This is a genomic window from Mycolicibacterium arabiense (assembly GCF_010731815.2).
In the GTDB taxonomy this organism is placed as follows: Bacteria; Actinomycetota; Actinomycetes; order Mycobacteriales; family Mycobacteriaceae; genus Mycobacterium; species Mycobacterium arabiense.
Map to the genome: position 1 here is coordinate 410,101 of NZ_AP022593.1, position 26,119 is coordinate 436,219.

Genomic DNA, 26,119 nt, shown 5'->3' on the forward strand with positions numbered 1-26,119 from the left:
TATGACCGATCTGATGAAGGCCGTCGTGCTCGCCCGGTTCGGCGGGGCTGATGCCTTCGAATTGCGTGACGTCGAGGTGCCGCGGGTCGGGGCGCGCCAGGTGCGGGTGCGGGTGCACGCGAGCGCGGTCAACCCGCTGGACTATCAGATCCGTCGCGGAGACTACTCGGATCTGGTGCCGCTGCCGGCGATCATCGGCCACGACGTCTCCGGTGTGATCGAAGACGTCGGGTCCGACGTGCGCGAGTTCGGCGTCGGCGACGGCGTGTACTACACCCCTCAGATCTTCGGCGGCCCCGGCTCTTATGCCGAGCAGCACGTCGTCGACGTCGACCTCGTCGGCCGCAAGCCCGAGAACCTCACGCACCTGGAGGCGGCGAGCCTGACGCTGGTGGGCGGAACGGTATGGGAGGCCCTGGTGACCCGGGCCCAGCTCAGCGTGGCGGAGACGATCCTCATCCATGGCGGGGCGGGCGGTGTCGGCACGATCGCGATCCAGATCGCCGCGGCCATCGGCGCTCGGGTGATCACCACCGCCAAGGCCAGCGACCACGAGTTCGTGCGTTCCCTGGGGGCCGATGTGGCCATCGACTACACCTCCGCCGATGTCGTCGAGGCCGTGGCCGAGGCGACGCACGGCAAGGGGGTCGAGGTGGTGTTCGACACCATCGGTGGTGACGCGTTGACGCGAAGTCCGTTGCTGCTCGCCGACTATGGACGGGTGGTGAGCATCGTCGACATCGCCCAGCCGCAGAACCTGATCGAAGCGTGGGGTAAGAATGCCGCTTATCACTTCGTGTTCACCCGGCAGAACCGGGGCAAGCTCGACGCGCTCACCACGCTGGTCGAGCGCGGTCTGGTGACGCCGGTGATCGGTGCGACGCTGCCGCTGGCTCGAACGGGCGAGGCTCTCGAGCTGCTGGAGAACAGGCGCTCGTATGCACTGCGCGGCAAGGTCGCCATCGACGTGGCAGGCGACACCGTCGAACTTCCGCCTCGCATCGCGTAGTCGGTCAGCTGCGCCCGGCGAAGGTGGCGCGGTACTCCGAGGGCGACACGTCCAGAAGCCGACGAAAGTGCAGCCGGAGGTTCGACCCGGTTCCCAAGCCGACCTGCTCGGCGATGCGGTCGACCGACAGCCTCGTGCTCTCCAGGAGTTCGCGGGCTGTGTCGACCCGCGCCCGCAGGATCCACTGCAGCGGGGTGCTGCCGGTCTCCTCGGTGAAGCGCCGCATGAACGTGCGGGGCGACATCCGCGCGTGTGCGGCGAGTCCGGCGATCGTGAGCGGCTGGTCGAGCTGCGTCAGAGCCCATTCACGCGTCGTGGCAAGGGAATCGCCATGTGCTGTAGAGGTGGTCTTCGGCAGGTACTGAGCCTGTCCCCCGGTCCGGTAGGGCGCGGTCACGAGTCCCCGTGCGATCTCGTTCGCCGCGCTCACGCCGAGGTCGCGGCGAACGATGTGCAGGCAGAGGTCGAGACCGGCGGCGGCACCCGCCGAGGTGAGGATGGCTCCCTCGTCGACGAAGAGGACGTTCGGCTCAACCGTGATCTCCGGATGCCGCTCCGCGAGCTTCTCCGCAGCATCCCAGTGCGTCGTCGCCCGCAGGCCGTCGAGCAGGCCGGCATCCGCGAGGGCGAACGCGCCGTAACAGATCGACGCGATGCGCGTCCCTTGGGACGCGGCGGTGCGGAGCGCTTCGTGCACCTCCACCGGTATCGGCCGGCCCGAAGGGGCGTACCCCGGGACGACGATCGTGTCCGCGTCGGCCAGTGCGTCCAGGCCCCGCGGGACCGCGTACCCGAAGCCCCCATTGGACGGCACCGTTCCGGCCATGACCCCGCATGTCGACACCTCGTAGGGGAAGCCCGTCTCCGGATGGAACACCTCGGTCGGGATCCCGACGTCCAACGGCAGCGCCCCGTCGAGTACGAGGACCACCACCCGGTGCGGTCGCTGCATCGCCCGACTCCGATCCGGCCGGCGCGTGCCGACCGCGTCGCCATCCTCGCACGTGTGCGCGTTACCGCCACGTGCTCGGCGGCGCTCTCCCGTCGGCGAGCGTGCGCAATCTCCTGTTTCTCGCCGGCGTGTCGCCCGCAGACACGCACGCTCGCGGAAAGGGGGCTGGGTGGGCACACGTCGGTGGTCTTGCGCGAGCGCTCAGTCGAGCATGTCGCGGAAGGCCTTGGATGGATGCGCGGTGGCGCCGGCGCGCCGAACCCGTTCGACCAGAACGGAATCTGACGTCACGACGACGACCTCGCTGGCGTCGCGATGCGCGGAGACGAGTCGGACGATCTCGTCGTCGGCGGAGTTGGGTGCGGCCGCAGGGGCGAATGCGATCTCCACGACGCTGCTCTCCATCGGCGGCTGCGGCGGACGCTCGAACACCACCGTGACGGCGTCATCCCGCGCTGCGGCCCACCGGTCGAGGCGGCCAACGAGCGCCTCCATGGCCGAACGGCGATCCCGCCACCAGCCGTCCGGACGCGAGCCGATCACGTTCATCGCGTCGACGATCCAGTGCATCGACCGACCGTACGGGTCTGGGCAACCCCGGCACGACGTGACACCATCGCCACGTGGCGAGCCGAGCGGCAGAAGAGCAGCGACTGCACGACCTCAAGCTGCTGCGACGCGTCCGCGATCGGATCGACCGCGAGTACGCACGGCCGCTCGACGTCGAGGCCCTGGCGCGCGGGGCGGGCATGTCGGCAGGACACCTGTCGCGACAGTTCAAGGCCGCATTCGGCGAAGCGCCCTACTCCTACCTGATGACGCGCCGCATCGAGCGAGCGATGGCCCTGCTGCGCCGCGGCGACCTGACCGTCACCGAAGTCTGCTTTGCGGTGGGGTGCTCGTCCCTGGGCACCTTCAGCACCCGCTTCGCCGAACTCGTCGGCATCCCTCCGAGCGAGTACCGGCGCCAGCACCAACGGGCCACCGAGGGCATGCCGTCCTGCGTCGAGAAGCAGGCGACCAGGCCGGTCCGCAACCGGGACGCACCCGTCGCCCAGCTCCACCGGGCTTGACGCCCGGCGCGCCCGGGGCATCGATCAGGAATCGAGAAGCATCGGCTGCCCGGCCGCACCTAACGTCACCGCCATGGACATCACCATTCACAACACGTTTCTCCCCCACGACGACCCGGAGGAGTCGCTCGCCTTCTACCGAGACGTGCTCGGCTTCGAGGTCCGCCTCGACGTCGGCGGGGGCAAGATGCGCTGGATCACCGTCGGCCCCGTCAACCAACCCGGCACGTCCATCGTGCTGCACCCTCCCGCCGCCGACCCCGGCACCACGGACGACGAACGCCGCCTCATCGCGGAGATGATGGCCAAGGGCACCTACGCGATCATCGTGCTGGCGACCAAGGACCTCGACGCCACCTTCGAGCGACTGCAGGCGAGCAACGCCGAGATCGTGCAGGAGCCGACCCAACAGCCCTACGGGGTGCGAGACTGCGCCGTGCGGGATCCCGCGGGCACCATGATCCGCATCCAGGAACTGCACTGAGCTGACACCACCAGCTACGACAGGAAGGGAAGCATGGCGACGAAGAGCCGCAGCACCGCCGCCCAACCGACCGCCGACGCCCACGACCTGATCCGCGTCCTCGGCGCGCGGGAGAACAACCTGAAGAACGTGAACGTCGAGCTGCCCAAGCGCAGGCTCACGGTGTTCACCGGCGTATCGGGGTCGGGCAAGAGTTCGCTCGTGTTCGGAACCATCGCCGCGGAGTCGCAACGGCTGATCAACGAGACCTACAGCACCTTCGTGCAGGGCTTCATGCCGACGCAGGCGCGGCCCGACGTCGACGTCCTGGAGGGGCTGACGACCGCGATCATCGTCGACCAGGAGCGGATGGGTGCCGATCCCCGCTCGACCGTCGGCACCGCGACCGACGCCGGCGCGATGCTGCGAATCCTGTTCAGCCGGCTCGGTGATCCGCACATCGGCTCACCGCAGGCATTCTCGTTCAACGTGGCCTCCATCAGCGGCGCCGGTGCGGTAACCATCGAACGCGGCGGCAGCACCGTCAAGGAGCGACGCGAGTTCAGCATCACCGGCGGCATGTGCTCCCGCTGCGAGGGACGCGGCTCGATCAACGACATCGACCTGACCGCGCTGTACGACGACACCAAGTCGCTCAACGACGGTGCGCTGACGATTCCCGGCTTCAGCATGGAGGGCTGGTACGGCCGAATCTTCAACGGCTGCGGCTTCTTCGACCCCAACAAGCCGATCGAGCAGTTCACCAAGAAGGAACTCGACGCCCTCCTGTACAAGGACGCCACCAAGCTCAAGATCGACGGCGTCAACCTCACGTACCTCGGCCTCATCCCGCAGATCAAGAAGTCCTACCTGTCCAAGGACGTCGAGGCAATGCAACCGCACGTCCGCGCGTTCGTCGAGCGGGCCGTCACGTTCACGACCTGTCCGGACTGCGGCGGCACGCGACTCTCGGAGCTCGCGAGGTCGTCGAAGATCAAGGGCGTGAACATCGCCGAGGTCTCGGCCATGCAGATCACCGAACTCGCGGACTGGGCGAAGGACATCGAGGACCCCTCGATCGGGCCGCTGGTGGACGCGCTCCGCCGCACGCTCGACTCGTTCGTCGAGATCGGCCTCGGCTACCTATCGCTGGACCGACCGTCCGGCACGCTCTCCGGCGGAGAGTCGCAGCGGGTCAAGATGATCCGGCACCTCGGTTCGGCGCTCACCGACGTCACCTACGTCTTCGACGAGCCGACCATCGGCCTGCACCCGCACGACGTCGACCGGATGAACGACCTGCTACTCCGCTTGCGCGACAAGGGAAACACCGTGCTGGTCGTCGAGCACGAACCGGAGGCCATCGCCATCGCCGACCACGTCGTCGACCTGGGCCCCGGCGCAGGCAGCGACGGCGGTGAGGTGGTGTTCGAGGGAACCGTCGCCGAACTACGCAAGAGCGGCACCCTCACCGGGCGCCACCTCGACGACCGGGCCGCCCTCAAGGACGAGGTGCGTACCGCCGACGAGGTGCTGCAGGTGCGCGGAGCCAACGCCCACAACTTGCAGGACGTCGACGTCGACATCCCACTCGGAGTCCTGGTCGTCGTCACCGGAGTTGCGGGCTCGGGCAAGAGTTCCCTCATTCACGGCTCCGTGGCAGGCGTCGATGGCGTCGTCGCCGTCGACCAGACCCCGATCCGCGGTTCCCGGCGGAGCAACCCGGCCACCTACACGGGGCTACTCGAGCCGATTCGCAAGGCGTTCGCCAAGGCCAACGACGTCAAACCGGCTCTCTTCAGCGCCAACTCCGACGGCGCCTGCCCGAACTGCAAGGGCGCGGGCGTCATCTACACCGATCTGGCGATCATGGCCGGCGTAGCTGCCCCGTGCGACGTCTGCGAGGGGAAGCGCTTCGACGCATCGGTACTGGAGTACCGCTTCGGGGGCCGCGACATCAGCGAGGTGTTGGCGATGCCGGTCGACGAGGCGCTCGAGTTCTTCGGCGACGGCGAAGCCAAGACGCCGAAGGCACACGAGATCCTCGACCGTCTCGCCGACGTCGGACTCGGGTACCTGACGCTCGGTCAGCCGCTGACCACGCTGTCCGGCGGTGAACGGCAACGGCTCAAGCTGGCGACCCACATGGTCGCCAAGGGCCGCGACAAGCCGGAGGTCTACGTCCTCGACGAGCCGACGTCGGGCCTGCACCTCGCCGACGTCGACCGGCTGCTCGCCCTGCTCGACCGCCTCGTCGACTCCGGGAAGTCGGTCATCGTCATCGAGCACAACCAAGCCGTGATGGCGCACGCCGACTGGATCATCGACCTCGGGCCTGGCGCTGGCCACGACGGCGGACGCGTCGTGTTCGAGGGCACCCCTGCCGATCTCGTGGCCAAGCGGGACACGCTGACCGGCCAGCACCTTGCGGACTACGTAGGGGCCTGAAATCGCAGCAGCTCAGCCGCTTCCGTCTGGTACGCATGTTCGGCCCAGCCGAGCGGGGTCGTTCCGAAGCGGCCGTCGGTGATCGTCGGGTCGGCTCCTGCGGCCAGCAGCTCCCGGATGCGGGTCAGGTCGCCGTCCCAGGCAGCGTGGTGCAGGGGTGTCGCGCCGTCGTGGTCGCGTGCGTTCGGGTCCGTCGGTGCGGTCGGTTCGACGAGGTCGACGCCGGAGACGTCGATGCCGTGCCGATCGAGCAGTGCCAGCCGTTTACTGAAACCGTGCTCGGCGGCCCACTGCACCTGCCGACTCCACATGTCGGCGCGCGATTCCATCGCGTTGCCCAGGAGGCGTTCCCAGGGGCTCGGCCCGGCCGCGGCCAGTCCGTGCGCGAACAGCAACTCGAGATGTGAATCGTCGGCGCGGAACATCCGGTTGTAGAGCGTCTGCTGGTCGACCGGGTGAGCGCCGCGTCGAAGCAGCAGCGTCGCCAGCTCCGTGGCGCGGGGATGTCTGGGTTGCCTGCGCGGCCCCTGCTCCCCCTCGCCGAAGACGCCCGTCAGAACGGTGAACGGCGGCGTCATGCCGCGCCACAGGTAACCCGCATTCGGGTCGGCGCCGGCATCCAGCAGCATCGTCGCCGCGGTCACGACGTCGGCGCCTTCGCCCGACGGGGGAACACGCGAGTACGCCAGGTACATCAGCGGCGTCCAGCCGAACGGCCCTCCGGCCGCGTCGGCGACCGCGGCGTTCACGAGGTGCTCCTGGAGCGCATTCACGTCGGCCGCCGTCGAGGCGGCCCACACGTGCTGACGCACCACGTCGGGATGTGCAGCCAGGAGATCGCCGGCAGCCCGCCATCGGGGCGGCGCATCGGTGTCGTCGTAGCGCAGCGATGCCAAGGCGCAGAATCGATCCGCCGGTTCGCCGGTGGTGTCGTCGACCCGCGACGGGTCGACGATCAGCGGGCGGTCAGGACGTGAATCGGCCACGGCGGTCCTCCTAGCCGCCAGTGGTCGGCGGGCTGACCTCGACGAGCATCTTGCCGATGTTCGCACCGGTGAACAGGCCGTTGAGCGCGTCGACGCACGACTCCACGCCCTTGAAGATGGTCTGCCGGTGCTTGAGCAGGCCGTCGCGCTCCCACCTGTGCAGGCAGGCGAACGCCTCGTCGAACCGGCCCCACTGGTCGAGCGCGTTGAAGCCCTGCATCGTGGCGGTCTTGGCCAGCAGATTGACGTAGTTCGCCGGGCCCGGGTGGTCGCCGTCGAGGTAACTGGAGATGACGCCGCACAGCACCACCCGCGCGTTGCGGGCCAAACGCCCGAGCACCGCGTCGAGGATCGGCCCGCCGACATTGTCGAAGTAGACGTCGATGCCCTTCGGGCAGTGGCGCTTGAGTTCCGCGGCGACGTCGCCGCCGCGGTAGTCGATGCACGCGTCGAAACCGAAGGATTCGATTGCCGCACGGCACTTCTCGGGTCCACCGGCGATGCCGACGACCCGCGCGCCGTGGACCATCGCGATCTGCCCGGCGATCGAGCCCGTCGCGCCCGCCGCCGCCGACACCACGACCGTCTCCCCCTGCGTGGGCTTGCCGATGTCCATCATCCCGAAGTACGCCGTCGCGCCCGTCGGCCCGTAGACCGACATGATCGCCAACTGATCGTTCAGCCCCGGCATCGGCGTGGAGAACAGGTCGTCGCGGATCAGGGTGTACTCCTGAAAGCCCGACAGCGTCGTCACGATGTCGCCGACCGCGAAGGCATCGCACTTCGACGCCACGACCTCGCCGATGCCGGCAGCCCGGATCACCTCACCGAGCTGAACCGGCGGCAGATAGCCGGGCTGATCGTTGAGCCACGTGCGGACGGCTGCGTCGATGCCGACGTAGGTGTTGCGAAGCAGCGCCTCGCCTTCGGTGGGCTCGGGCATCGGAGAGGACACGAGTTCGGTGTCCTCGGGAGCCACCAGACCGGTCGGCCTGCGCCGCAACACCACCTGGCGATTCAACGTTTCTGGCACGCCGCGACGCTACCCAACGCCCGAGTGGTTTCGGTGGGAATGCCGACGCGAGGCGTGCGCGGGAGTCGTTCGCGACCGATGCGGCGACGGCGTGGGAGAGGATGCGAACGTGACAGACCTCCGTCCGACGGTTTCCGACGTCCTCGCCCGCCGGGCCCGCGAGTCCGGCGACGTGGAGTACGTGGTCACCCCGACCGACCGGCTCACCTACCGCGAGGCCGAGCGACGGTCGGCCGATGTGGCGCGCCGACTGCTCGCCACCGGAGTCGGCAAGGGTGCGCGCGTCGGCCTGTTCTTCCCCAACGGTGCCGAGTGGGTGGTCTGGTGGCTGGCCGCGTCGCGCATCGGCGCCGTGGTGGTGCCGCTGAGCACGCTCTACACGCCGGCCGAGATCGCCAAGGTCGTGCGCCTCGGCGACATCGGCCTCCTCGTCGCCCCCGCCCGGGTGCTGCACATCGACGTCGCCGAGCGCCTCGAGGCGGCGTTCCCCCACCTCACCGGCCAACGCGCCAACCGGATCGCCATGGCCGACGCGCCGTACCTGCGCGCGGTGGTGCTCGTCGACGCGTCGGACCGGAGGTGGGCGACCCGCTGGGACACGACGGACGACCTGCTGGTGCCCGAGGAGGTGCTCAGGAGCGTGGAGCGAGAGGTGACGCCGGCCGACCTCGCCGTCATGGTGCACACCTCCGGATCCACCGCCGACCCGAAGGGCGTGCTGCACACCCACGGCACCCTGATCCGGCAGACCTCGACCTGGCCGGTAGCCATCCGGGCCGTCACCGGATCCACGGGCGACGCGCGGATCCTGTGTGCCATGCCGTTCTTCTGGATCGGCGGGCTGCTCGCGACCACGGGCGCACTGCACGAACCGATCACGCTGCTGGTGCTGCCGCGGCTCGACGCCGAGGCCGCTCTCGACCTGATCGAGCGCGAACGGGCCACGGGCATCGTGGGGTGGCCGGCCTTCACCCAGCGGCTGCGCGACCATCCGAGCTTCGCCACCCGCGACCTCGACAGCGCACCCATGCTGCGCGACGGGCCGGTCGACATCGCGATGACCGACGTTCCCGACGGATTCCCGGCGCACCGCACCATGTCCGAGACCGCCGGCGGCTTCTCCTGCACCGAGATCGCCGTCGTCGACGAGGACGGACGTGCCGTGCCCGACGGCACGACCGGCGAACTCCTCATCCGGGGCGTCGGCGTCATGGCGGGGTACAACAAGCGCGAGCGGGCCGACACGTTCGACCCGGACGGGTGGTACCACACCGGCGACCGCGTCTACCGCCGCGAGGGAGACCCTCGACTGTTCTACGTCGGACGCACCAGTGAGCTGATCAAGTCGGGCGGAGCGAACGTCTCACCGCTGGAAGTCGAAGCCGTGGTCAACGACTTCGCCGACGTGACCCAGTGCGTGGTCGTCGGTCTCGAGCATCCCGAGCGCGGTGAGGAGGTATGCGCCGTCGTCGTGCCCGCCGGCGAGGACGTCGACGTGGACGCACTCACCGAACGCGTTCGCATCCGGCTCTCGGCGTACAAGGTCCCCACCAGGTGGGTGATCACTACCGCCGACCGCATCCCGACGCTCGCCAGCGGCAAGCTGGACCGTCGGACGTTGCGGGCCATGGTGCTCGACGACGCCTTGGCGTGATCAGAGGTGTCCGACGACGACCGCGCCCGCTGGGACGCCCGCTATGCCGAAAGGCCAGCGGCGACAACGGATTCGATCGGGCTGCCGGAGGCGTTCCGGCCCTTCGTCGCGCAGTTCCCCTCGGCCGGTTCGGCGCTGGACGTCGCGTGCGGTGACGGCGCGGCGGCGGTCTGGCTGGCGAGTCGGGGCATGGACGTGCTCGGCGTCGACGTCTCGCCCGTAGCGGTACGCCGCGCCATCGAACTCGCCGCCGCCGCAGGTGTCGCGGAACGGTGCCGTTTCGAGGTCGCCGACCTCGACGAGGGGCTGCCTGCCGGGCCGATGGCGGACGTCATCCTCTGCCTGGCCTTCCGCAACGCCCGCCTCGACGCCGCGATCACCGCGCGTCTCACCCCGGGCGGTCTGCTGGCTGCGAGCGCACTCAGCGAGGTGGGTGGGTACACCGGCAGGTTCCGCGTCGCAGCCGGCGAACTGGACCGCGCCTTCGCCCACCTCGACGTCCTGGCCTCCGGGGAACGCGACGGACGGGCCTGGCTCCTGGCACGGCGGTGACCGCGGGCTGCGGCCTCGGCGATAGGGTCGGTGAGGTGCTCGACGACCTATGGACTGCCGCCACCCAACACCCGTTCCTGCATGCCGTGCGCGACGGCGCGATAGCCGACGCCGCATTCGACCGCTGGCTCGCCCAGGACGTCCTGTTCGTCACCGATCTGCTGACGTTCCAGGCCCGACTCCTCGCACGTGCGCCTCGTGGCGCCCAGTCGGCCCTGGCGGGTGGCTGCGTCGCTCTCGTCGACGAACTCGACTGGTTCGACGCGCAGGCCACCCGCCGCGGCATCGACCTCGACGTGGAACGCCTACCCGCGACGCTGGCCTACCGCGATTCGCTCCGGCGCCTCGACACCGCGCCGTTCGACGACGCGATCACGGCACTGTGGGCGCTGGAGCGCGTCTACCTGATGGCGTGGACGACCGCGTCGTCGGAGTCCTCACCGTTCGCAGAGTTCACCGAGCACTGGACCCATCCCGGCTTCGCGGACTACGTCGACGCCCTCGGCCGGCTGGCCTCGCCGCAGGGCCGGGACGACGTGCTGGCCGAGGTGCTCTCACTCGAGGTCGGCTTCTGGGACATGGCGATGGAATGACGGCGCGGGTGCGCCACGGGGTCGGTCAGCGCGTGGGCTCGACGGGTACCAGTTCGGTCAGCCCGCTGACGTTGAGGACCGGCAGCAGAATCGGATTCGCCACCACCGCTATCCGGCCCGCGTGGGCGAACAGGGCGTTGATCGCACCGCTGTCGAGGTAGTCGACCGCGCCGAGGTCGACCGCCACCGTCTCGGACCGTGCGGCCTCGATCGCCGCGTCGAGTGCCTCGGCGAACGACTTCACGTTGCTCAGGTCGATCTCACCCGCCGCGACGACGACGTAGGTGCCGTCCCCGCGTCCCCGGGTGTCGACGGTCAGCGGAGTGGTCATGACGCAATCCTCGTGTGGAAGGAGACCGTCGTCCCCGTGGGTTCGTGGTCGATGGTGACTTCGTCGACGAGGGCCCGCATGAGCGCTATCCCCCGTCCCCGGCTCGAGTCGGGGACGGTGCGTTCCGTCTTCCAGGCGCCCCTGTCGACCACCGTCAGCTCCAACCGGTCCACCAACGCGGAAGCTGCGATCGTGATGACGCCGTCGGTGCTGTCCCGATGACCGTGTTCGATGGCGTTGGCCACGGCTTCGCCCGCCGCCACCAGCAGCCCCTGCACCTGTTCGTCCGCCAGGCCGGCCCGTCCCAACCAGTCGCGCAACGCGTTTCGGGTCGCTGCCAGATGGCTGACGTGCGGTGGGATCTCCACGCGTAGCGGCGCGGGCTGCCGGTAGAGCAGCAGAGCGACGTCGTCCTGATAGCCGTCGGGCGGCGTCAGGGTCGACATCACGTTGGTCGCGAGGGCGTCGAGCGTCGACGCACTACCCCCGGAGACGAGTTCGGTGGCGCGTGCGATGCCCTGGTCCAGGGAATCCTGCCGCCGTTCCACCAAGCCATCGGTGTAGAGCAGCAGGGTGCCGCGTGGCGGGATGATCGTGCGAGCCTCCGGCCGCTCGCGGTCGGGTCGGATGCCCAGCGGGATCGTGTGACCGTCTTCGAGCACCCGCGTCGTGCGGTCGGCGTTCACGAGGATGGGGGGCGGGTGCCCGGCGCTGGAGTACACCAGTTCGCCGGTCGAGGTGTCGAGTACCGCGCAGAACGCGGTCGTACAGACCGCACCGGGCAGGCGGGCTGCGAAGCGGTCGAGCGCTGCCAACGCCGCACGCGGACTGGGTTTTTCGAGCAGCAGTGCGCGGCACGCACTGCGCAACTGGCCCATCACGGCGGCTGCGGCCAGGCCATGGCCGACGCAGTCGCCGACGACGAGGGCGATCCGGCCGTCGTCGAGATCGACCACGTCGTACCAGTCGCCACCGACCTGCAGCGGCCGCGTGGCGGGTTGATACCGCACCGCGAAACCCTCTGGCAGGTTGGCCGGACCCAGGATCGAATGCTGCAGCGCCAGAGCGGTTTCCCGCTGCTGGTCGAGTTGGTTCACGCGCTGCAATCCCTGCCCCAACCGTCCGGCGAGCACGGTGAGCAACGTCTGATCCTCCGGCGTGAACGGCCGCTGCTCGATCAACTCGATCCACAGGACCAGAACGCCGCGGGGGTGCTGCAGGGCGATGCCCGCCGACCCTGGGTGATCGGTCCGCGTGACCAGTAAGTCGCCGTCGGCGAGCGTGCGGACGGCCTCACGGGCCTGGGCGGTGAGGTCGTTCCATCCGGCCGGGGCACCTGCGACGATGGTCTGCGCGTCATCGGGCAGAGCGCCCTGGCTGCGGAACGTGATGGCCAGAACGCGGTGCGCCCGCCAGACCCTGCGCAGTTCCTCGGTCGTCGCACGCAGCGCCTCGCCGACGGTATCGGCCTGTGACAGAACCCGATTCAGTTCGGCCAGCGCCGTCTGGCGCTGAACGGTGTAGTGCTCGGCCGTCGCATCGCGCAGCGTTCCGACCATCACCCGACGCCCGGTCTCGGGGTCGGCGGCGTGGCTGAAGCTGAACGTCACCCACAGCCGGTGCCCATCCCGGTGGGTCACGGGCACCGTGTAGGTGCCGTGCGCCTGACCCATCAGCCCGCCGAACGATTCGGCGACCTCGCGGTACGCCTCGGGGTCGGTCGCCTCGTCCGGCCACCACGGGTGCACGGCCGGGTACGGCAGACCCTCCGGGCCGTAACCGAGTACTTCGGTGAACGCTGCGTTGATCTCGATGACGGTGCCCTCTTCGTCGCAGACGAAGAAGGCCTCCTGCATCGCGTCGACCAGGGCCGTCCGCCAACGGGCGTGGTGGTTGCGCAACCTGGCCAGTTCGACGTTGCCGCGGACGCGGGCAAGGAGTTCCGCCGCGGCGAACGGCTTCACCAGGTAGTCGTCGGCCCCCGCCTCGAGTCCCTCGATCGACTCCTCCTGCCCGGCGCGTGCGGACAGCAGCACGACGGGGACCGCCGCAGTGCGCGGGTCGGTCCGCAACGCAGCGACCAGTGACAGGCCGTCCAGGCGCGGCATCATGACGTCGCTGATCACCAGATCCGGTAGGGACGCACGGATCTTCTCGAGCGCCTGCTGTCCGTCGACCACAGGCTCCACCTCGTAGCCGGCGGTGCGCAGCAGACGGGTCAGGTACTCCCGCATGTCCGAGTTGTCGTCGGCGACGAGTACCCGCGCGGGCACCCTGGCCGTCGACGTCGCCGTGACCGCGCCGTCGAGCGAGAGTTGTTCCCCGGTCTGCGCATCGTGCGAGTCGGCATCGGCGGGCAACCATCGCAACGCCTCCTGCACGTAGGGATCGGCGATGGCCGAGGTCGGACGGCCTCCGGCCGCCGAACCCACGAACTCGGCAGGCAGGTGGGCGGCGCCGAACGGCAGACGGATCGTGAACGACGTGCCGGCGCCCTCGGCACTGCGCGCGGCGATGGTCCCGCCATGCAGACCGACTAGTTCCTTCACCAGGGCGAGGCCGATACCGCTTCCCTCGTGAGACCTGCTGCGCGCATTCTCGATTCGATGGAACCGTTCGAACAGCCGCGGCATCTCGTTCGCAGGCACACCGACACCCGTGTCGGCAACGGTGACCACCGCCGCGTCCACGTCTTGGGACACCCGGACCGAGATGGACCCGTCGAACGTGAACTTCAGCGCGTTCGAGAGCAGGTTCAGGACGACCTTCTCCCACATGTCCGAGTCCAGGTAGACGGGCTCGTCCAGTGGTGCACACTCGACCACCAGATCGAGCCCGGCCCGGTCCACCGCCGAGCGGAACACGCTCGCGAGTTCGGCGGTGACGGCGGACAGATCGACGGGTTCATACGAGGCCTGCATGCGGCCTGCCTCGATGCGGGAGAAGTCGAGCAGCGTGTTGACGAGCTTCGCGAGCCGTAACCCGTTGCGGTGCACCACGTCCAACTCGGCGCGGGTACGGTCGTCCACGCCGTCGACTCTGCTGCGCAGGTCTGCGACGGGAGCGAGGATCAGCGTGAGCGGGGTGCGGAACTCGTGGCTGATGTTGGAGAAGAACGTCGTCTTGGCGCGGTCGAGTTCGGCGAGTTCCTCGGCGCGTCGCTGCTGAGCCCGATAGCTTCTGGCACTGCCGATCTCCGCCGCCAAGTGCGCGGCCACCAGGTCGACGAAGCCTCGGTAGGCGTCGTCCAGGGGCCGGAACCGGTTCAAGCCGGCCACCAGGAAACCGCACGGCGATGCGCCCTGCTGAATCAGCGGCACCACCAGTGCCTGAGTGGGTGGCTGCGACCAGTCTCCGACGGGTAGATCGGCGAAGCGCTGCCCCTGGAAGTCGACCAGCACCGACTCGCCGCGTCGGGCCGCGGCGCTCGGCCACGTCGACGTTCCGTCGGCGGGTAGCACCGTCGGGGCGACGGGGTGGTCTCGCTCGATGCCACTGGCGGCCGCGAGGTGGGTGGTGCCGTCGTCGTCGAAGAGGTAGGTCAGAGTGAACGGCAGGTCGCGGAGATTCCTGGTGAGTTGCGCCGAAGCGGCGGTGAGAATCTGGTCCTCCGACGGAAGCACGCTCGGGTCGGAGCCGAGGTCGCGCAGGGTCGACATCCTCCGCTCACTGATCACCCGCTGGGTGTCCTCGCTGACCACGCAGAGCATGCCGACCACGTCGCCCGAGTCGTCTCGCAGTGGACTGTAGGAGAAGGTGTGGTAGCTCTCCTCGGGGTATCCGGATCGCTCGACGAACAGCAGCAGGGCGACGTCCCAGGTGGCCACCCCCGTCGTGAGCACCCGCTCGATCCGCGGACCGATGTCGTTCCAGATCTCCGCCCACACTTCGCGTGCGGGGCGCCCGAGCGCCCAGGGGTACTTGCTGGCCAGCGTGTCACGTCGGTAGGCGTCGTTGCAGAAGAAGGTCAGGTCCGGACCCCATGCCATCCACATCGAGAACCGCGACGACAGCAGGATGCTGACGGCCGTCAGCAAGCTCTGCGGCCACTCCGATGGCGGTCCGAGCGGCGTGGCCGACCAGTCGACCTTCGCGAGGTCCGCACCAACGATGGGATCGGCATCGAACACCGACGAGTCTGCTGCGGTCGGGACAGGTCGGCTCGCCTGCTCACCACTCACCGAACGTCCTCTCGCCGACTCGCCTAGTGTCCCCCCGCAACCGTCATCCATCCTCCGACTTCAGCCGACCGGTGCACCCATTTACCCGCGCTGCGACCTTACGCAAACCTTGGGGTCGCCCCAGCCCGCCACGCCGCCCCCCGCGCCGGTTCAGAATCGTCACGAGTGGAAGCAGTGCGCCCGATCCGCGCGGCGGCGAAGATCACGCCGGTGACTCGCACCATTCGCTTCAACGCCTTCGACATGAACTGCGTCGCCCACCAGTCCCCGGGTCTGTGGCGACATCCGGACGACAGGTCCGCCGAGTACAAGGACCTCGCGTACTGGGCCGATCTGGCCCGGCTGCTCGAGCGCGGCAGGTTCGACGGACTGTTCATCGCCGACGTCCTCGGCACCTACGACATCTACGGCGCCAACGACGAAGCCGCGATCCGCCAAGCCGCCCAGATCCCGGTGAACGACCCCCTGCTGCTGGTGTCCGCCATGGCGCTGGTCACCGAGCACCTCGGGTTCGGCATCACCACGGGAACCGGTTTCGAGCACCCGTATCCCTTCGCCCGCCGCGTCTCCACCCTCGACCACCTCACCAAGGGCCGGGTCGGCTGGAACGTCGTCACCGGTTACCTTCCCGCGGCCGCACGCAACATGGGGCAGACCGACCAGCCCGCCCACGACGCGCGCTACGACCACGCCGACGAGTACCTCGAGGTGCTCTACAAGCTGTGGGAGGGCTCCTGGGAGGACGACGCGGTGATCCGCGACCGCGAGCGTGGCGTCTTCACCGACCCGGACAAGGTGCACCACATCGGGCACCAGGGTGAGCACTTCAGCGTGCCAGGCATCCACCTGTCCGAGCCGTCGCCTCAACGCACCCCGGTGATCTTCCAGGCCGGGTCGTCACCGCGCGGGGTCCGCTTCGCGGCCGAGAACGCCGAGGCGATCTTCACGGCCGCACCCACCAAGGCGATCCTGCGGGAGACCGTCGACACGATCCGTCGCGAACTCGAACTCGCAGGCCGTGATCCGTACTCGGCGAAGATCTTCAACCTGTCCACCGTGATCACCGCGGCCACCGAGGAGCAGGCCCGCGCCAAGCACGCGGAGTACCTGTCCTACGGCGACCCGGAGGGCGCGCTGGTCTTCATGTCCGGGTGGATGGGCGTCGACCTGTCCCGGTACGGGCGTGACGAACCGATCGCCGACGTCGACTCGAACGCCATACTGTCTGCGGTCAAGGCCTTCCAGTCCGCCGATCCCGACGGCGGCGAATGGGCCGTCGACGACATCGCCACGTGGGGCAAGATCGGCGGCATGGGGCCGCTGATCGTCGGCTCGGGCACCCGGGTCGCCGACGTGCTGCAGGAGTGGGTCGACGAGACGGACGTCGACGGCTTCAACCTGGCCTACGCGGTCACCCCGGGATCGTTCGCCGACTTCATCGACCACGTGGTGCCCGTGCTCACAGAACGCGGCGCCTACCAGGAGGAGTACGCGCCAGGGTCGTTGCGCAACAAGCTGTTCGGGCGGGGTGATCGACTGCCCGACGAGCACCGGGGTGCGAGCTACCGCGTCGGCGGTCCCCGATCCACCATCATCGAGCGACCGTCGACGGTGCCGTCCTCGTCTGCGTCCGTCGCCTCGCAACCCACTTCTGGTCGATAGGATTTTCCCGTGTCCGTGAAACTGCATTGGTTCCTGCCCACCTACGGTGACAGCCGGCTGATCGTCGGCGGTGGTCACGGCACCCCGGCCGGCGTCGCGCACAGCGACCGCGACGCGTCGATCGACTACCTGGCGTCGATCGTGCGGGCCGCCGAGACGTTCGGCTTCACCGGGGCGCTCATCCCGACGGGTGCCTGGTGCGAGGACGCGTTCGTCACCGCGGCGCTGCTCGCTCGCGAGACGACGTCGCTGGCGTTCCTGGTGGCCTTCCGGCCCGGGCTGGTCAGCCCGACTCTCTCCGCGCAGATGGCCGCGACCTTCGCCCGCCACGCGCCGGGCCGCATCCTGCTCAACGTCGTGGTGGGCGGTGAGGCGCACGAACAGCGTGCGTTCGGCGATCACCTGGACAAGGACGCCCGGTACGAGCGCTGCGACGAGTTCCTCGACGTCGTGCGCAGATTGTGGGCCGGTGAGACCGTCACCGCCGACGGCACGCACATCAAGGTGGAGGAAGCGTCGCTCGCGACGTTGCCGAACCCGGTGCCGCCGCTGTACTTCGGGGGCAGTTCGAAGGCGGCGGGCCCGGTCGCGGCTCGGCATGCCGACGTCTACCTGACGTGGGGCGAGCCGCCCGAAGCCGTCCGCGAGAAGATCGAGTGGATCCGCAAGGAGGCCGCGAACGAGGGCCGCACCGTGCGATTCGGCATTCGGCTGCACACGATCTCGCGCGACACCGCCGACGAGGCCTGGGTGCAGGCCGGCAAGCTGATCGACGCCCTCGACGAGGATACGGTGCGCAACGCGCAGGCTGGGCTCAGCCGGAGCCAGTCGGAGGGACAACGCCGCATGCTCGCCCTGCACGAGTCGAGCCGGGCCGACGGGTCGTGGAACGATGCCCGCAGCCTCGAGATCGCGCCGAACCTGTGGGCCGGTGTCGGCCTGGTGCGTGGCGGTGCGGGAACGGCATTGGTGGGCAGCCACACCGACGTCGCAGACCGCATCGCGGAGTACGCCGAGATCGGCATCGACGAGTTCATCTTCTCCGGCTACCCGCACCTGGAGGAGCTGTACTGGTTCGGCGAGGGCGTCGTCCCCGTCCTGCGGCAGCGCGGACTGTTCGACGGCGGTCACTCCGATGCCGCCCCCGCCTCGATCCCGTTCGTCGGCTCGGCGCGGTGAACGCCCCTGCCCGCGAGGCAGGTTCCCTGACCGACCACGACGCGTTGGCGGTGGCCGAAGACCTGGCTGCCGACTTCGCTTCGGGTGCGGGTGACCGTGACGCCGGCCGCCTCCTCCCCCACGACGAAGTCGTCGCACTCAAGCGGAGTGGGCTGCTCGCGCTGTCGGTGCCCGTCCGGTTTGGCGGCCCCGATCTGCCCGCGACGGTCGTAGCCGAGGTGTTTCGGATCATCGCTCACGCGGACCCGTCACTGGCCCAGATCCCGCACTCGCACTACACGTTCCTGGAGGCGCTGCGGGCGCAGGGCAGCCCGTCGCAGCAAGGCTTCTTCTTCGGCCTGGTCCGCGACGGGGCGCTGTTCGCCAACGCCCAGACCGAACGCGGCCCGCACCCGGTCAACGTGGACGGCACCACGCTCGCGTCCGACGACGCAGGCGGCTTCGTCCTGTCGGGCCGCAAGTTCTACGCGACGGGTTCGTTGTTCGCCGATTGGCTGATCGTCCGCGCGTCCCTGGCCGAGGAGGGCCAGACGCCGGACGCCTCGACTCCAAAGGCGTTGGCGTTCATCCCGCGTGACGCGGCCGGTGTCGAGCTGGTCGACGACTGGGACGGCCTCGGCCAGCGCACCACGGCCTCGGGCACGGTGACGCTCGACTCCGTGCGCGTTCCCGCCGAGCACGTGGTGCCGTTCTCGCCGATCTTCGACGGCCCATCAACCTACGGCGCGCACGCTCAGCTGCTGCACACCGCGATCGACGTCGGCATCGCCACCGGGGCGCTGGCCGAAGGCGTGCGCCAGACCGCCAAGGCGCGGCCGCACTTCGAGGCCGACGTCCCCGCTGCCGCGGAGGATCCGACGCTGATCCAGGTCGCCGGCGACCTCGTGGTCACGGTGCGGGCTGCTCGCGCGCTGCTGGCCGAGGCGGCCCGTGAAGTGGACCGTGCGCGTGCCGACGTCACCGAGGACAGCACCGCGGCGGCATCGGTCGCCGTTGCCGTCGCCAAGGTGGCGGCGGTGCGCGCGGCGCTCGAGGCGTCGAGCACGCTGTTCGACCTCGGTGGCACGCGCAGCGCGTCGGCGTCGGCGAACCTGTCGCGGTACTGGCGCGATGCCCGGACCCACACGCTGCACGACGCCACCCGGTGGAAGCTGCAGCACATCGGCCGCTACGCCCTGTCGGGCACGCGGCCCCCGCGCCACGGTCAGGTGTAGACGGGTCAGCCGTCGAAGGTCCCGGCGAGATACTCGGCGCGGCAGGCATAACGGGCCAACTTGCCGCTCGTGGTGCGCGGAATGGTGCCTGCCGAGACGAACCGCACGTCGGCCACCGTCAGGTCGTGTCGTTCGGCGACGGCGGACCGGATGGCCTCGGCAGACGGCTCGGGGTCGACCCGACTCGTGCGCGCCGCCCGTTCGGCCACGACGACCACGCGCACGCCGGCGGCGTCGTCGGCGGGCACGGTGAAGGCCGATGCGTAGCCGCGCCGGACCAGTTCGGTGGCGTCGGCGACGGTGGCCTCGACGTCCTGGGGGTAGTGGTGGCGGCCGTCGACCGCCAGGATGTCGGCCAGCCGGCCGGTGACGTAGAGTTCCCCGTCGAGGCGGTAGCCGAGATCGCCGGTGCGCAACCAGGTTTCGTCGTCCGGCACCCCCTCGGCGTGACTGCCGGCCGTCAGCCGGGATGACGGCCTGGCGGTGAACGCCTGTCGGGTCTCCTCCGGGCGGCCCCAGTAGCCGCGGCCCACGTTGTCACCGTGCAGCCAGATCTCACCCACGCTGCCGTCGGGGAGTTCCGCCGCGCTCTGCGGGTCGACGATGATGCACCACTGACTGCGGGCGATCTGGCCGCAGGCCACCTGGGGTACCGCGCCAGGGTCGTCGGCGGCGACCAGCACCGCCCGGTCGAGCGTCAGTTCGGTGCGGTCGAAGTGCACCACGGTCGGCGGCACGTCCGGCGCCACCGTCGAGACGAACAGCGTTGCCTCGGCGATCCCGTAGGACGGCTTGATTGCGTTCGGCGACAACCCACGTGGCTCGAACTCGGTCTGGAAGGCCGTGATCGCCGACATGCTGACCGGCTCGGATCCGATGATCATCACGACGTTCGTCAGATCGACGTCCGCCTCCGGCGGAAGCTTGCCGCGTGCTGCCGTCCACTCGTAGGCGAAGTTCGGCGCCGCCGTGACGACCCGCCCGTGCCGGGATTCCTCCGACAACGCCTCGATCCAACGCTCGGGCCGACGGACGAACGCCGTGGGTGAGAGCAGGGTCGAGTGGCCACCGTAGACCGCGGGGAAGCCGATCATCGACAGCCCCATGTCGTGGTACAGCGGCAACCAACTGACGCCGTGGGTGTTTCGGTCCAGCAGATCGATGGACAGGATCATCTGGATCAGGTTGGTGCCCACCGCGCGGTGGGTCACCTCGACGCCGACGGGTGGACGCGTCGAGCCGGAGGTGAACTGCAGGTGCGAGACCGCCTCGACGTCGATCTCGACCGCCGTGAACCGATCTCCTTCGGAGTCCGCGACCTCGTCGATGACGACCACTGCCGGTCGTCGTGCCGTAGGCAATCGTCCGAGGAAGTCCTCGACCGATCCGAGCGCGGACGCCGTCGTCAGCACCGCGGTGGGCAGCGCATCGGCGAACGCCGTCTCCAAACGCTCGGCGTGGCCCTGCAATTCGGGGGCGAACAGCGGGACGGCGATCGTCCCCGCCTTGATGGCCGCGAAGAACCCGGCGACGTAGTCGAGCCCCTGCGGCGCGAGTATCGCCACGCGTTCCCCGGTGCGGGCAACGCGTTGGATCGCGGCTCCGATGGCACGCAGGCGCGTGCCGAGCTGCGCCCAGGTCACCTCGACGGCGCGCACACCGGCGGACCCGGTGTGGTCCAGGTACCGGTATGCCACGCCGTCGCCGACGTTGTCGATGTTGCGCTCGATCAGCGAGATCAGGTTGACCCCGGGCGGAAGCACCACACGTCCCCGTGCGTCGAGGCAGTCCTCGATCCGCAGCAACCCGGGACGGTCCGAGGAACCAACCGAATGACCATGGCTCACAACGCGATCCATGGTCTTCAGTCTAGGCGTCAGCCTGCTGCTGCGACCGCTGCGTCGTAGTCGGGCTCCTGGCCGATCTCGGGCACCAGTTCGGTGTACGCGACGTTGCCGTCCGCGCCCACCACGATGACCGCACGGCCCAGCAGGCCCGCCATCGGGCCGTCGGTGATGGTGATGCCGTAGTCCTCGCCGAACGAGTCGCGGAAGGCCGATGCCGTGGTGACGTTCTCGATGCCCTCGGCGCCGCAGAACCGCTTCTGCGCGAACGGCAGGTCCTTGGACACGCACAGCACGGCGGTACCCGAGGAGGCGGCCCGCTCGTTGAAGGCCCGGACGCTGCTGGAGCAGACGGGCGTGTCGACCGACGGGAAGACGTTGAGCACGAAGGGCTTGCCACTGAACTGGTCACTGGTGACCTCGCCCAGATCGGTGCCGGTCAGCGTGAAGCTCGGCGCAGGACTGCCGACCGCGGGCAGTTCACCGACGGTGTTGATGGGGTTTCCGCGCAAGGTTATCTGTGCCATGCGGACAGTCTGCCAAGCGCGGCGGTTCCGCGGTCGGCCAGGGTGGCCAAGATCGGTCGGTTGGTCAGGCGCCGCGCGCCGTCACCACTCGATCACGCGGGAGAGGTACGGCGCCATGTCGGTGGTGCGGACCGGAGACACTGCGACGGCGGTATCGCTCACGCCCACCATCTGGCCGTTGCCGATGAACATCGACACGCTCTGCGTGCCGTCGGGTCCGTAGAACAGCAGATCGCCCGGCAACGCCTCCGACGGGAGGATCTTGCGACCGACCTTGTACTGCTCGCCCGACGAGCGCGGCATCTTGATGCCCGCGCCGGCGAAGGCGTATACGATCAGGCCGGACGCGTCGAAACCTGGGACCCGCGGTGCCACCGGCACGCTGGGTGCCGCCGGGGTGACGAGGCCGGGGAACAGCGGGTCGGGATTGGCCGCGGCCAGGCCCGTCGCGGACTGTTCGGGCTGCTGCAGGCGCTCCGTACTCACCGGCGGCAGCGAGGGGCCGTTGACGTCACCGCCGCCGTAGGTGAACGGCACGCCCTGCTGCGACATTGCGCGCTTGATCACGTACTGAATGGCCTGCTGACGCTGTGCCGACGTCGCGTCGGCGCCGGCCAGGCCGGGTGTCGCGACCAGCACGGTCATGCTGACGGCGAAGGCGGTGATCGCTGCGAATGCCCTGGTGAGTCTCATCGGTCTTTCTCGTTCGTGCGGTCGGCACCGGTCGGGACCCCGTTTCGGCGGGCCGCCGGCGAAGTCACGCTCTTCACTTCTGTCACTTCCACACCACATCGTGCCATCTCCGTCGTCAATAACGGCGTGCCGAGCGGATTCTTGGTCAGACCGTGACCGAACGGTGATCATGAATGTGTGTTGCCAATCACGTTCACCCAGTTGCGATTTCACGTATCCCGGGGAGAGTGCGGCGTGGCAGGATGCGATGCGTGCATGCACAGACCGAACCGACCTGGTCGCAGCGCCTGTGGCGCGAGATCGAACCGACGTTCGCCGCCATCCTGGCCCACCCGTTCGTCACGGGTCTGACCGACGGCACCCTCGACGAGCGAGCCTTCGCGCAGTACGTCGCGCAGGACGTCCACTACCTGCGTGACTACGCCCGCGCGCTGGCGATCGTCGGCGCGAAGGCCCCCACGCTCGCCGATACCGCGACGTTCGCCCGGCACGCCGCGGAGGTCTTCGACGTCGAACTCCAGCTGCACGACTCACTGCTCCCCCAGCTCGGGCTCGACGCCGACCTCTTGGCCCGCTCACCCGTCCTGCCCACCACCCGCGCCTACACCAGCTACCTGGTGGCGACGGCCTACGGCGGCACCTTCGCCGACGGGCTCGCGGCGATACTGCCCTGCTACTGGATCTACGCCCGCGTCGGAACGGCGCTCGCCGAGCGCGGTTCGTCCGACCCCAGATACCAGCTGTGGATCGACGGCTACTCCGGCGAGGAGTACGCGGCCACCGTCGACGAGGTGCTGGCGGTGACCGATCGCGTCGGCCCGACGCTCACCGCAGCCGATGAGGCCGCGGCGCGCGCCCACTTCGTCACCACCGCCCGCTACGAGTGGATGTTCTTCGACGCCGCCCACCGGTTGGAGAACTGGCCCGTCTGAGCGGCCGAGCCGGTCGAATTCGTGCCGCCGCGCCGACTCCTCGGCGACGCCGTCACGCTCTAAATGCCTGCCTGCTGATCCCGTGTTTCCGGCCGGGGTATTCGGGAACATCCACACCCCCGCCGACGTTGACGTGGCGCCGGACCAGAACGAAGGGAACTGCATTGGCCACCGACTACGACGCCCCACGCAAGACCGAGACCGACGACGTCGCCGACGAGTCCCTGGAAGCACTCGCCGGACGTCGAAACGACGCCGCGACAGCCGTGCTCGACGTGGACGACGGCGAGGACGACGATCTGTTCGACCTTCCCGGCGCCGACCTGTCGGGCGAGGAACTCACCGTGCGCGTCGTCCCCAAGCAGGCCGACGAGTTCACGTGCTCGCGGTGCTTCCTGGTGCAGCACCGCAACCGCCTCGCCCTGCAGACCGACCGCCAGCAGATCTGCTCGGACTGCGTCTAGAGTTCGTCGATCCTGCCTGCGATCGCTTCGAGCATCGCGTCGACCCGACCCGCGTCGAAACCCCGCCGTCCCAACGGCGGTTTGGGGAATCGCACGCCGCGGACGTCCGCCGCGCAGAGATGGCCGCGGCCGTCCAGCCGTCGCGCCGCGAGTTGCAGGAAGTCGTTGACCGACTTCTCGTCGTACCCGCGCTTGCCCCACGGCGGCTTCTCGAACGTCGCCCCCCGAACGTCTTCCGCCGTCAGGCGCGTCTCACCGGTCACGCCGCTGAAGATAGTCGACCAGGACGTCGGCCATCGCCGGAACGGCTTGCCGGGCAATGACTTCGTACCCGTGGGTGCTCAGCGTCGGCAGGCACAGCAGGCCCGCCTTGGCCGTCGAGCCGTTGGCCTTGGCGTGCGAGGCATCCGATTCGAAGGCCCCCAGAACCGCCGCCTGGGGCGACAGACCCAGCCCGCCGGCCACGTCCACGAGCGCATCGGCGACGTCCTTGTCGTAGGCGCACAGCGCATCGCTGTACCCGATGACGGGACCACCGTGCACCGTCGTCCCGTACTCGGGCTCACTCGGGCCGACCTCCAGCGCGATCACGAGATCGCCCGGCAGGGTGCGGCTGGCATACGAGCCCCCGATCCCGCCCACCTCCTCGTTGGTCGTGAAGACCAGGTAGGCGTCGCGCGCTGGACGCCTGCCCTCTTCGCGGATCGTGCGCGCGGCGCGTAGCAGCGCCGTGATCGCGGCGCGGTCGTCCATGAAGTAGGACCCCACGTAGTCGCCGAACTCGACCAACGTCCGCTTGGTGCGGTCGACGCACACCCGCGTCCCCGGCCTGATCCCCGCGTCGGACAACTCCTCGGGCGTGCGGCCGGTGAAGACGTAGACGTGCAACCAGTCCAACGCCTTGTCGCCCTGATCGGGCTTGGTCTCCCAGATGCGTTGACTCTCCTTGGTGGTGTGCTCCGACCCGAGGGTCAGCACGCCACACAGGGTGGCCCGGTCGCCGAGCATCGCCACCGGTCCCAGACCGAAGTTGCCGGGATACATCGTCCCCAGCGGCGTCAGACGCACCGTGCCGTCGTCCTCGATCCGCTTGACGAGCATCGACAGTTCGTCCAGGTGCGCGGTCACCCGGGTCGCGACGCGACCCCCGCGCTCGACGCCGTGCACGAGCCCTACGAGGTTGCCTGCCTCGTCGATCCACGTCTCGTCGACCAGCGGCTCGAGTTCGCGCAGGCACACCCGGCGAACGTCGTCCTCCTGCCCGCAGGGGCCGTAGGTGGACACCAGTTCGGCCAGCAGGTCGAAATCGGATTCCTTCACTCCATCAAACCCTTCGTCATTCCAATGCCGTGCGCACCAGCCGCCGCCACCACTCGATCCGCTCCGGGTCGGTGATGGCATAGCGGGCGACGAGAGCCGGATCCGGTGCAGGCGGCATCGGGGCCACCGGTAGTCGACCGTCGCGCGGCAGCAGCGAACGGACGGGCGACACGACGTCCCCGGCCAGAAGCGCGCGCGTTCCCAGTGAGCAGGCGAAGTCGAGCGTGGGCAGTGCACCGGCGAGTGCCACCCCCGCGGCGAGGCCGATGGTCGTCTCGGCGGTCGAGGACACCACGCACGGCAGGTCGATCGTCTCGGCCAGTCGCAGACCGCGGCGCACGCCACCGGCGAGCCCGCACGCCAGCACCGCCACGTCGGCGACCTGCTTCAGGTCCACGCCTGCCGGGATGCCCGCGGAGATCCTCGCGGCGATGGGCACCGTCACCCGCCGGCGCAGCTCGCCGAGTTCGGCAGGCGTCCGGCACGGCTGCTCGACGAACTCCAGATCGCCCACCGCGTCGACGAATGCCCCGATCGCGGCCGTCGCCGTGGCCACGTCCCACCTGCCGTCGGCCCGGCAGCGGATCGACCCGCCGGCGCCCAGTGCGGCCCGTACCGCCACCAACCGGGCCACGTCCCGATCGATGCCGTCGGCGTCCGACCCGACGACGACCTCGGCCGTCGCGCAGCCCGACGCCCGCACCAATTCACCGGCGAGCACGTCGTCCACGGCCGGGATCGCCGCCGCGACGGGCACGCGGCCACGGACGGGTTCCGGCCACGCCACCGTCCCGGGTTCCGTGGCAGCCGTGAGCCACCGCGCGACCTCGTCGCCGGTGCTGCCGGGCAGCGGGCTGAACTCGCCCCACCCCTGCGGCCCCTCCAGCAGGACGCCTTCGCGCGCGCCAGGGCCGTGGGCGAACGGGATGGCGAACACCAGCGCGGCGTCGAAGTCAATCAGCGTCCTCATCGCGGTCCACGCTAATGAGTCGGCGCCGCGGCCTCCGGC

Annotated in this window: 24 protein-coding genes; 12 read left to right on the forward strand and 12 right to left on the reverse strand. The window is 69.5% G+C overall.

Translation table 11 applies throughout. The features are described from left to right. Nucleotide 1: 1 nt before the first annotated feature. Entirely contained in the window at nt 2-1,009 is a 1,008-nt protein-coding gene (locus G6N61_RS03610; RefSeq protein ID WP_163917293.1) for a zinc-dependent alcohol dehydrogenase family protein, read from the forward strand. 4 nt (nt 1,010-1,013) lie between these two features. Here the strand turns inward: G6N61_RS03610 and G6N61_RS03615 are convergent, their stop codons facing one another. Together G6N61_RS03615 and G6N61_RS03620 are read right to left on the reverse strand one after the other, a co-directional pair. After that, a complete protein-coding gene (locus tag G6N61_RS03615) occupies nt 1,014-1,961 on the reverse strand; it encodes a GlxA family transcriptional regulator (protein WP_163917294.1) in 948 nt (315 codons plus the stop codon). Nucleotides 1,962-2,162: 201 nt separating this feature from the next. Then, nucleotides 2,163-2,531, reverse strand: a complete 369-nt coding sequence (locus G6N61_RS03620; protein WP_163917295.1) for an NYN domain-containing protein — start codon at nt 2,529-2,531, stop codon at nt 2,163-2,165. A 53-nt stretch (nt 2,532-2,584) separates the two neighbouring features. Between G6N61_RS03620 and G6N61_RS03625 the strand changes: the two genes are divergently transcribed. The 3 genes from G6N61_RS03625 (at nt 2,585) to G6N61_RS03635 (ending at nt 5,945) form a co-directional block, all read left to right on the forward strand. Beyond that, nucleotides 2,585-3,034: a helix-turn-helix transcriptional regulator gene (locus G6N61_RS03625; protein WP_163917296.1), complete on the forward strand. Its 450-nt coding sequence runs from the start codon at nt 2,585-2,587 to the stop codon at nt 3,032-3,034. Between the two features lie 73 nt (nt 3,035-3,107). Beyond that, nucleotides 3,108-3,518, forward strand: coding sequence for a VOC family protein (locus G6N61_RS03630; RefSeq protein WP_163917297.1), 411 nt, complete (start codon nt 3,108-3,110; stop codon nt 3,516-3,518). A gap of 33 nt (nt 3,519-3,551) precedes the next feature. Continuing rightward, nucleotides 3,552-5,945: an ATP-binding cassette domain-containing protein gene (locus tag G6N61_RS03635; protein WP_163917298.1), complete on the forward strand. Its 2,394-nt coding sequence runs from the start codon at nt 3,552-3,554 to the stop codon at nt 5,943-5,945. Here G6N61_RS03635 and G6N61_RS30755 read toward each other — a convergent pair. Together G6N61_RS30755 and G6N61_RS03645 are read right to left on the reverse strand one after the other, a co-directional pair. Continuing rightward, on the reverse strand, nt 5,930-6,931 hold the full coding sequence (locus G6N61_RS30755) for an ankyrin repeat domain-containing protein (protein ID WP_235887393.1): 1,002 nt from the start codon (nt 6,929-6,931) through the stop codon (nt 5,930-5,932). The two genes, G6N61_RS03635 and G6N61_RS30755, sit on opposite strands and share 16 nt — an antisense overlap. 10 nt (nt 6,932-6,941) lie before the next feature. Beyond that, nucleotides 6,942-7,964 carry an NADP-dependent oxidoreductase gene (locus G6N61_RS03645; protein ID WP_163917300.1) on the reverse strand — a complete coding sequence of 341 codons (1,023 nt, stop codon included), beginning with the start codon at nt 7,962-7,964 and terminating at the stop codon, nt 6,942-6,944. Nucleotides 7,965-8,073: 109 nt separating this feature from the next. Here G6N61_RS03645 and G6N61_RS03650 point away from each other — a divergent pair, with 109 nt between their 5' ends. From G6N61_RS03650 to G6N61_RS03660, 3 genes are read left to right on the forward strand one after another with little or no spacing between them, the layout of a single operon-like run. After that, nucleotides 8,074-9,618 carry a class I adenylate-forming enzyme family protein gene (locus G6N61_RS03650; protein WP_163917301.1) on the forward strand — a complete coding sequence of 515 codons (1,545 nt, stop codon included), beginning with the start codon at nt 8,074-8,076 and terminating at the stop codon, nt 9,616-9,618. A 6-nt stretch (nt 9,619-9,624) separates the two neighbouring features. Beyond that, entirely contained in the window at nt 9,625-10,170 is a 546-nt protein-coding gene (locus G6N61_RS03655) for an SAM-dependent methyltransferase (RefSeq protein ID WP_163917302.1), read from the forward strand. 35 nt (nt 10,171-10,205) lie between these two features. Further along, nucleotides 10,206-10,763 (forward strand): TenA family protein, encoded by a 558-nt coding sequence (locus G6N61_RS03660; protein WP_163917303.1) that lies wholly within the window; start codon nt 10,206-10,208, stop codon nt 10,761-10,763. A 25-nt stretch (nt 10,764-10,788) separates the two neighbouring features. Here the strand turns inward: G6N61_RS03660 and G6N61_RS03665 are convergent, their stop codons facing one another. Both G6N61_RS03665 and G6N61_RS03670 read right to left on the reverse strand, forming a co-directional pair. After that, nucleotides 10,789-11,094: an STAS domain-containing protein gene (locus G6N61_RS03665; protein ID WP_163917304.1), complete on the reverse strand. Its 306-nt coding sequence runs from the start codon at nt 11,092-11,094 to the stop codon at nt 10,789-10,791. After that, nucleotides 11,091-15,275 carry a SpoIIE family protein phosphatase gene (locus G6N61_RS03670; RefSeq protein WP_235887394.1) on the reverse strand — a complete coding sequence of 1,395 codons (4,185 nt, stop codon included), beginning with the start codon at nt 15,273-15,275 and terminating at the stop codon, nt 11,091-11,093. The genes G6N61_RS03665 and G6N61_RS03670 overlap by 4 nt, the downstream gene beginning before the upstream one ends. 210 nt (nt 15,276-15,485) lie before the next feature. On the opposite strand from G6N61_RS03670, the gene G6N61_RS03675 reads away from it, so the two are divergent. Genes G6N61_RS03675 through G6N61_RS03685 form a run of 3 tightly spaced genes read left to right on the forward strand, consistent with a single transcriptional unit; the run spans nt 15,486 to nt 19,330 of the window. Beyond that, a complete protein-coding gene (locus G6N61_RS03675) occupies nt 15,486-16,937 on the forward strand; it encodes an LLM class flavin-dependent oxidoreductase (RefSeq protein ID WP_163924574.1) in 1,452 nt (483 codons plus the stop codon). A 9-nt stretch (nt 16,938-16,946) separates the two neighbouring features. After that, nucleotides 16,947-18,116 (forward strand): LLM class flavin-dependent oxidoreductase, encoded by a 1,170-nt coding sequence (locus G6N61_RS03680; RefSeq protein WP_163917306.1) that lies wholly within the window; start codon nt 16,947-16,949, stop codon nt 18,114-18,116. Further along, a complete protein-coding gene (locus G6N61_RS03685; protein ID WP_235887395.1) occupies nt 18,113-19,330 on the forward strand; it encodes an SfnB family sulfur acquisition oxidoreductase in 1,218 nt (405 codons plus the stop codon). Before G6N61_RS03680 ends, G6N61_RS03685 begins: the two co-directional genes overlap by 4 nt. Nucleotides 19,331-19,335: 5 nt before the next feature. Here G6N61_RS03685 and G6N61_RS03690 read toward each other — a convergent pair whose 3' ends face one another. The 3 genes from G6N61_RS03690 to ripD all read right to left on the reverse strand — a co-directional run bounded on the left by G6N61_RS03690 (nt 19,336) and on the right by ripD (nt 22,394). After that, nucleotides 19,336-21,189, reverse strand: coding sequence for a fatty acyl-AMP ligase (locus G6N61_RS03690; RefSeq protein WP_163917307.1), 1,854 nt, complete (start codon nt 21,187-21,189; stop codon nt 19,336-19,338). Between the two features lie 17 nt (nt 21,190-21,206). Next, entirely contained in the window at nt 21,207-21,701 is a 495-nt protein-coding gene (gene tpx / locus G6N61_RS03695) for a thiol peroxidase (protein WP_163917308.1), read from the reverse strand. An 81-nt stretch (nt 21,702-21,782) separates the two neighbouring features. Next, a complete protein-coding gene (gene ripD / locus G6N61_RS03700; protein ID WP_163917309.1) occupies nt 21,783-22,394 on the reverse strand; it encodes an NlpC/P60 family peptidoglycan-binding protein RipD in 612 nt (203 codons plus the stop codon). A gap of 251 nt (nt 22,395-22,645) precedes the next feature. Here ripD and tenA point away from each other — a divergent pair, with 251 nt between their 5' ends. Then, entirely contained in the window at nt 22,646-23,326 is a 681-nt protein-coding gene (gene tenA, locus G6N61_RS03705) for a thiaminase II (RefSeq protein ID WP_264077330.1), read from the forward strand. 164 nt (nt 23,327-23,490) lie between these two features. Next, nucleotides 23,491-23,790: a DUF4193 domain-containing protein gene (locus G6N61_RS03710; protein WP_163917311.1), complete on the forward strand. Its 300-nt coding sequence runs from the start codon at nt 23,491-23,493 to the stop codon at nt 23,788-23,790. Here the strand turns inward: G6N61_RS03710 and G6N61_RS03715 are convergent. The 3 genes from G6N61_RS03715 to G6N61_RS03725 are packed head-to-tail and all read right to left on the reverse strand — an operon-like array spanning nt 23,787 to nt 26,080. Continuing rightward, a complete protein-coding gene (locus tag G6N61_RS03715; protein ID WP_163917312.1) occupies nt 23,787-24,053 on the reverse strand; it encodes a DivIVA domain-containing protein in 267 nt (88 codons plus the stop codon). The two genes, G6N61_RS03710 and G6N61_RS03715, sit on opposite strands and share 4 nt — an antisense overlap. Beyond that, on the reverse strand, nt 24,043-25,110 hold the full coding sequence (locus G6N61_RS03720) for a M42 family metallopeptidase (RefSeq protein ID WP_235887396.1): 1,068 nt from the start codon (nt 25,108-25,110) through the stop codon (nt 24,043-24,045). The genes G6N61_RS03715 and G6N61_RS03720 overlap by 11 nt, the downstream gene beginning before the upstream one ends. 16 nt (nt 25,111-25,126) lie before the next feature. Then, on the reverse strand, nt 25,127-26,080 hold the full coding sequence (locus tag G6N61_RS03725; RefSeq protein ID WP_163917314.1) for an enolase C-terminal domain-like protein: 954 nt from the start codon (nt 26,078-26,080) through the stop codon (nt 25,127-25,129). Nucleotides 26,081-26,119 lie beyond the last annotated feature (39 nt).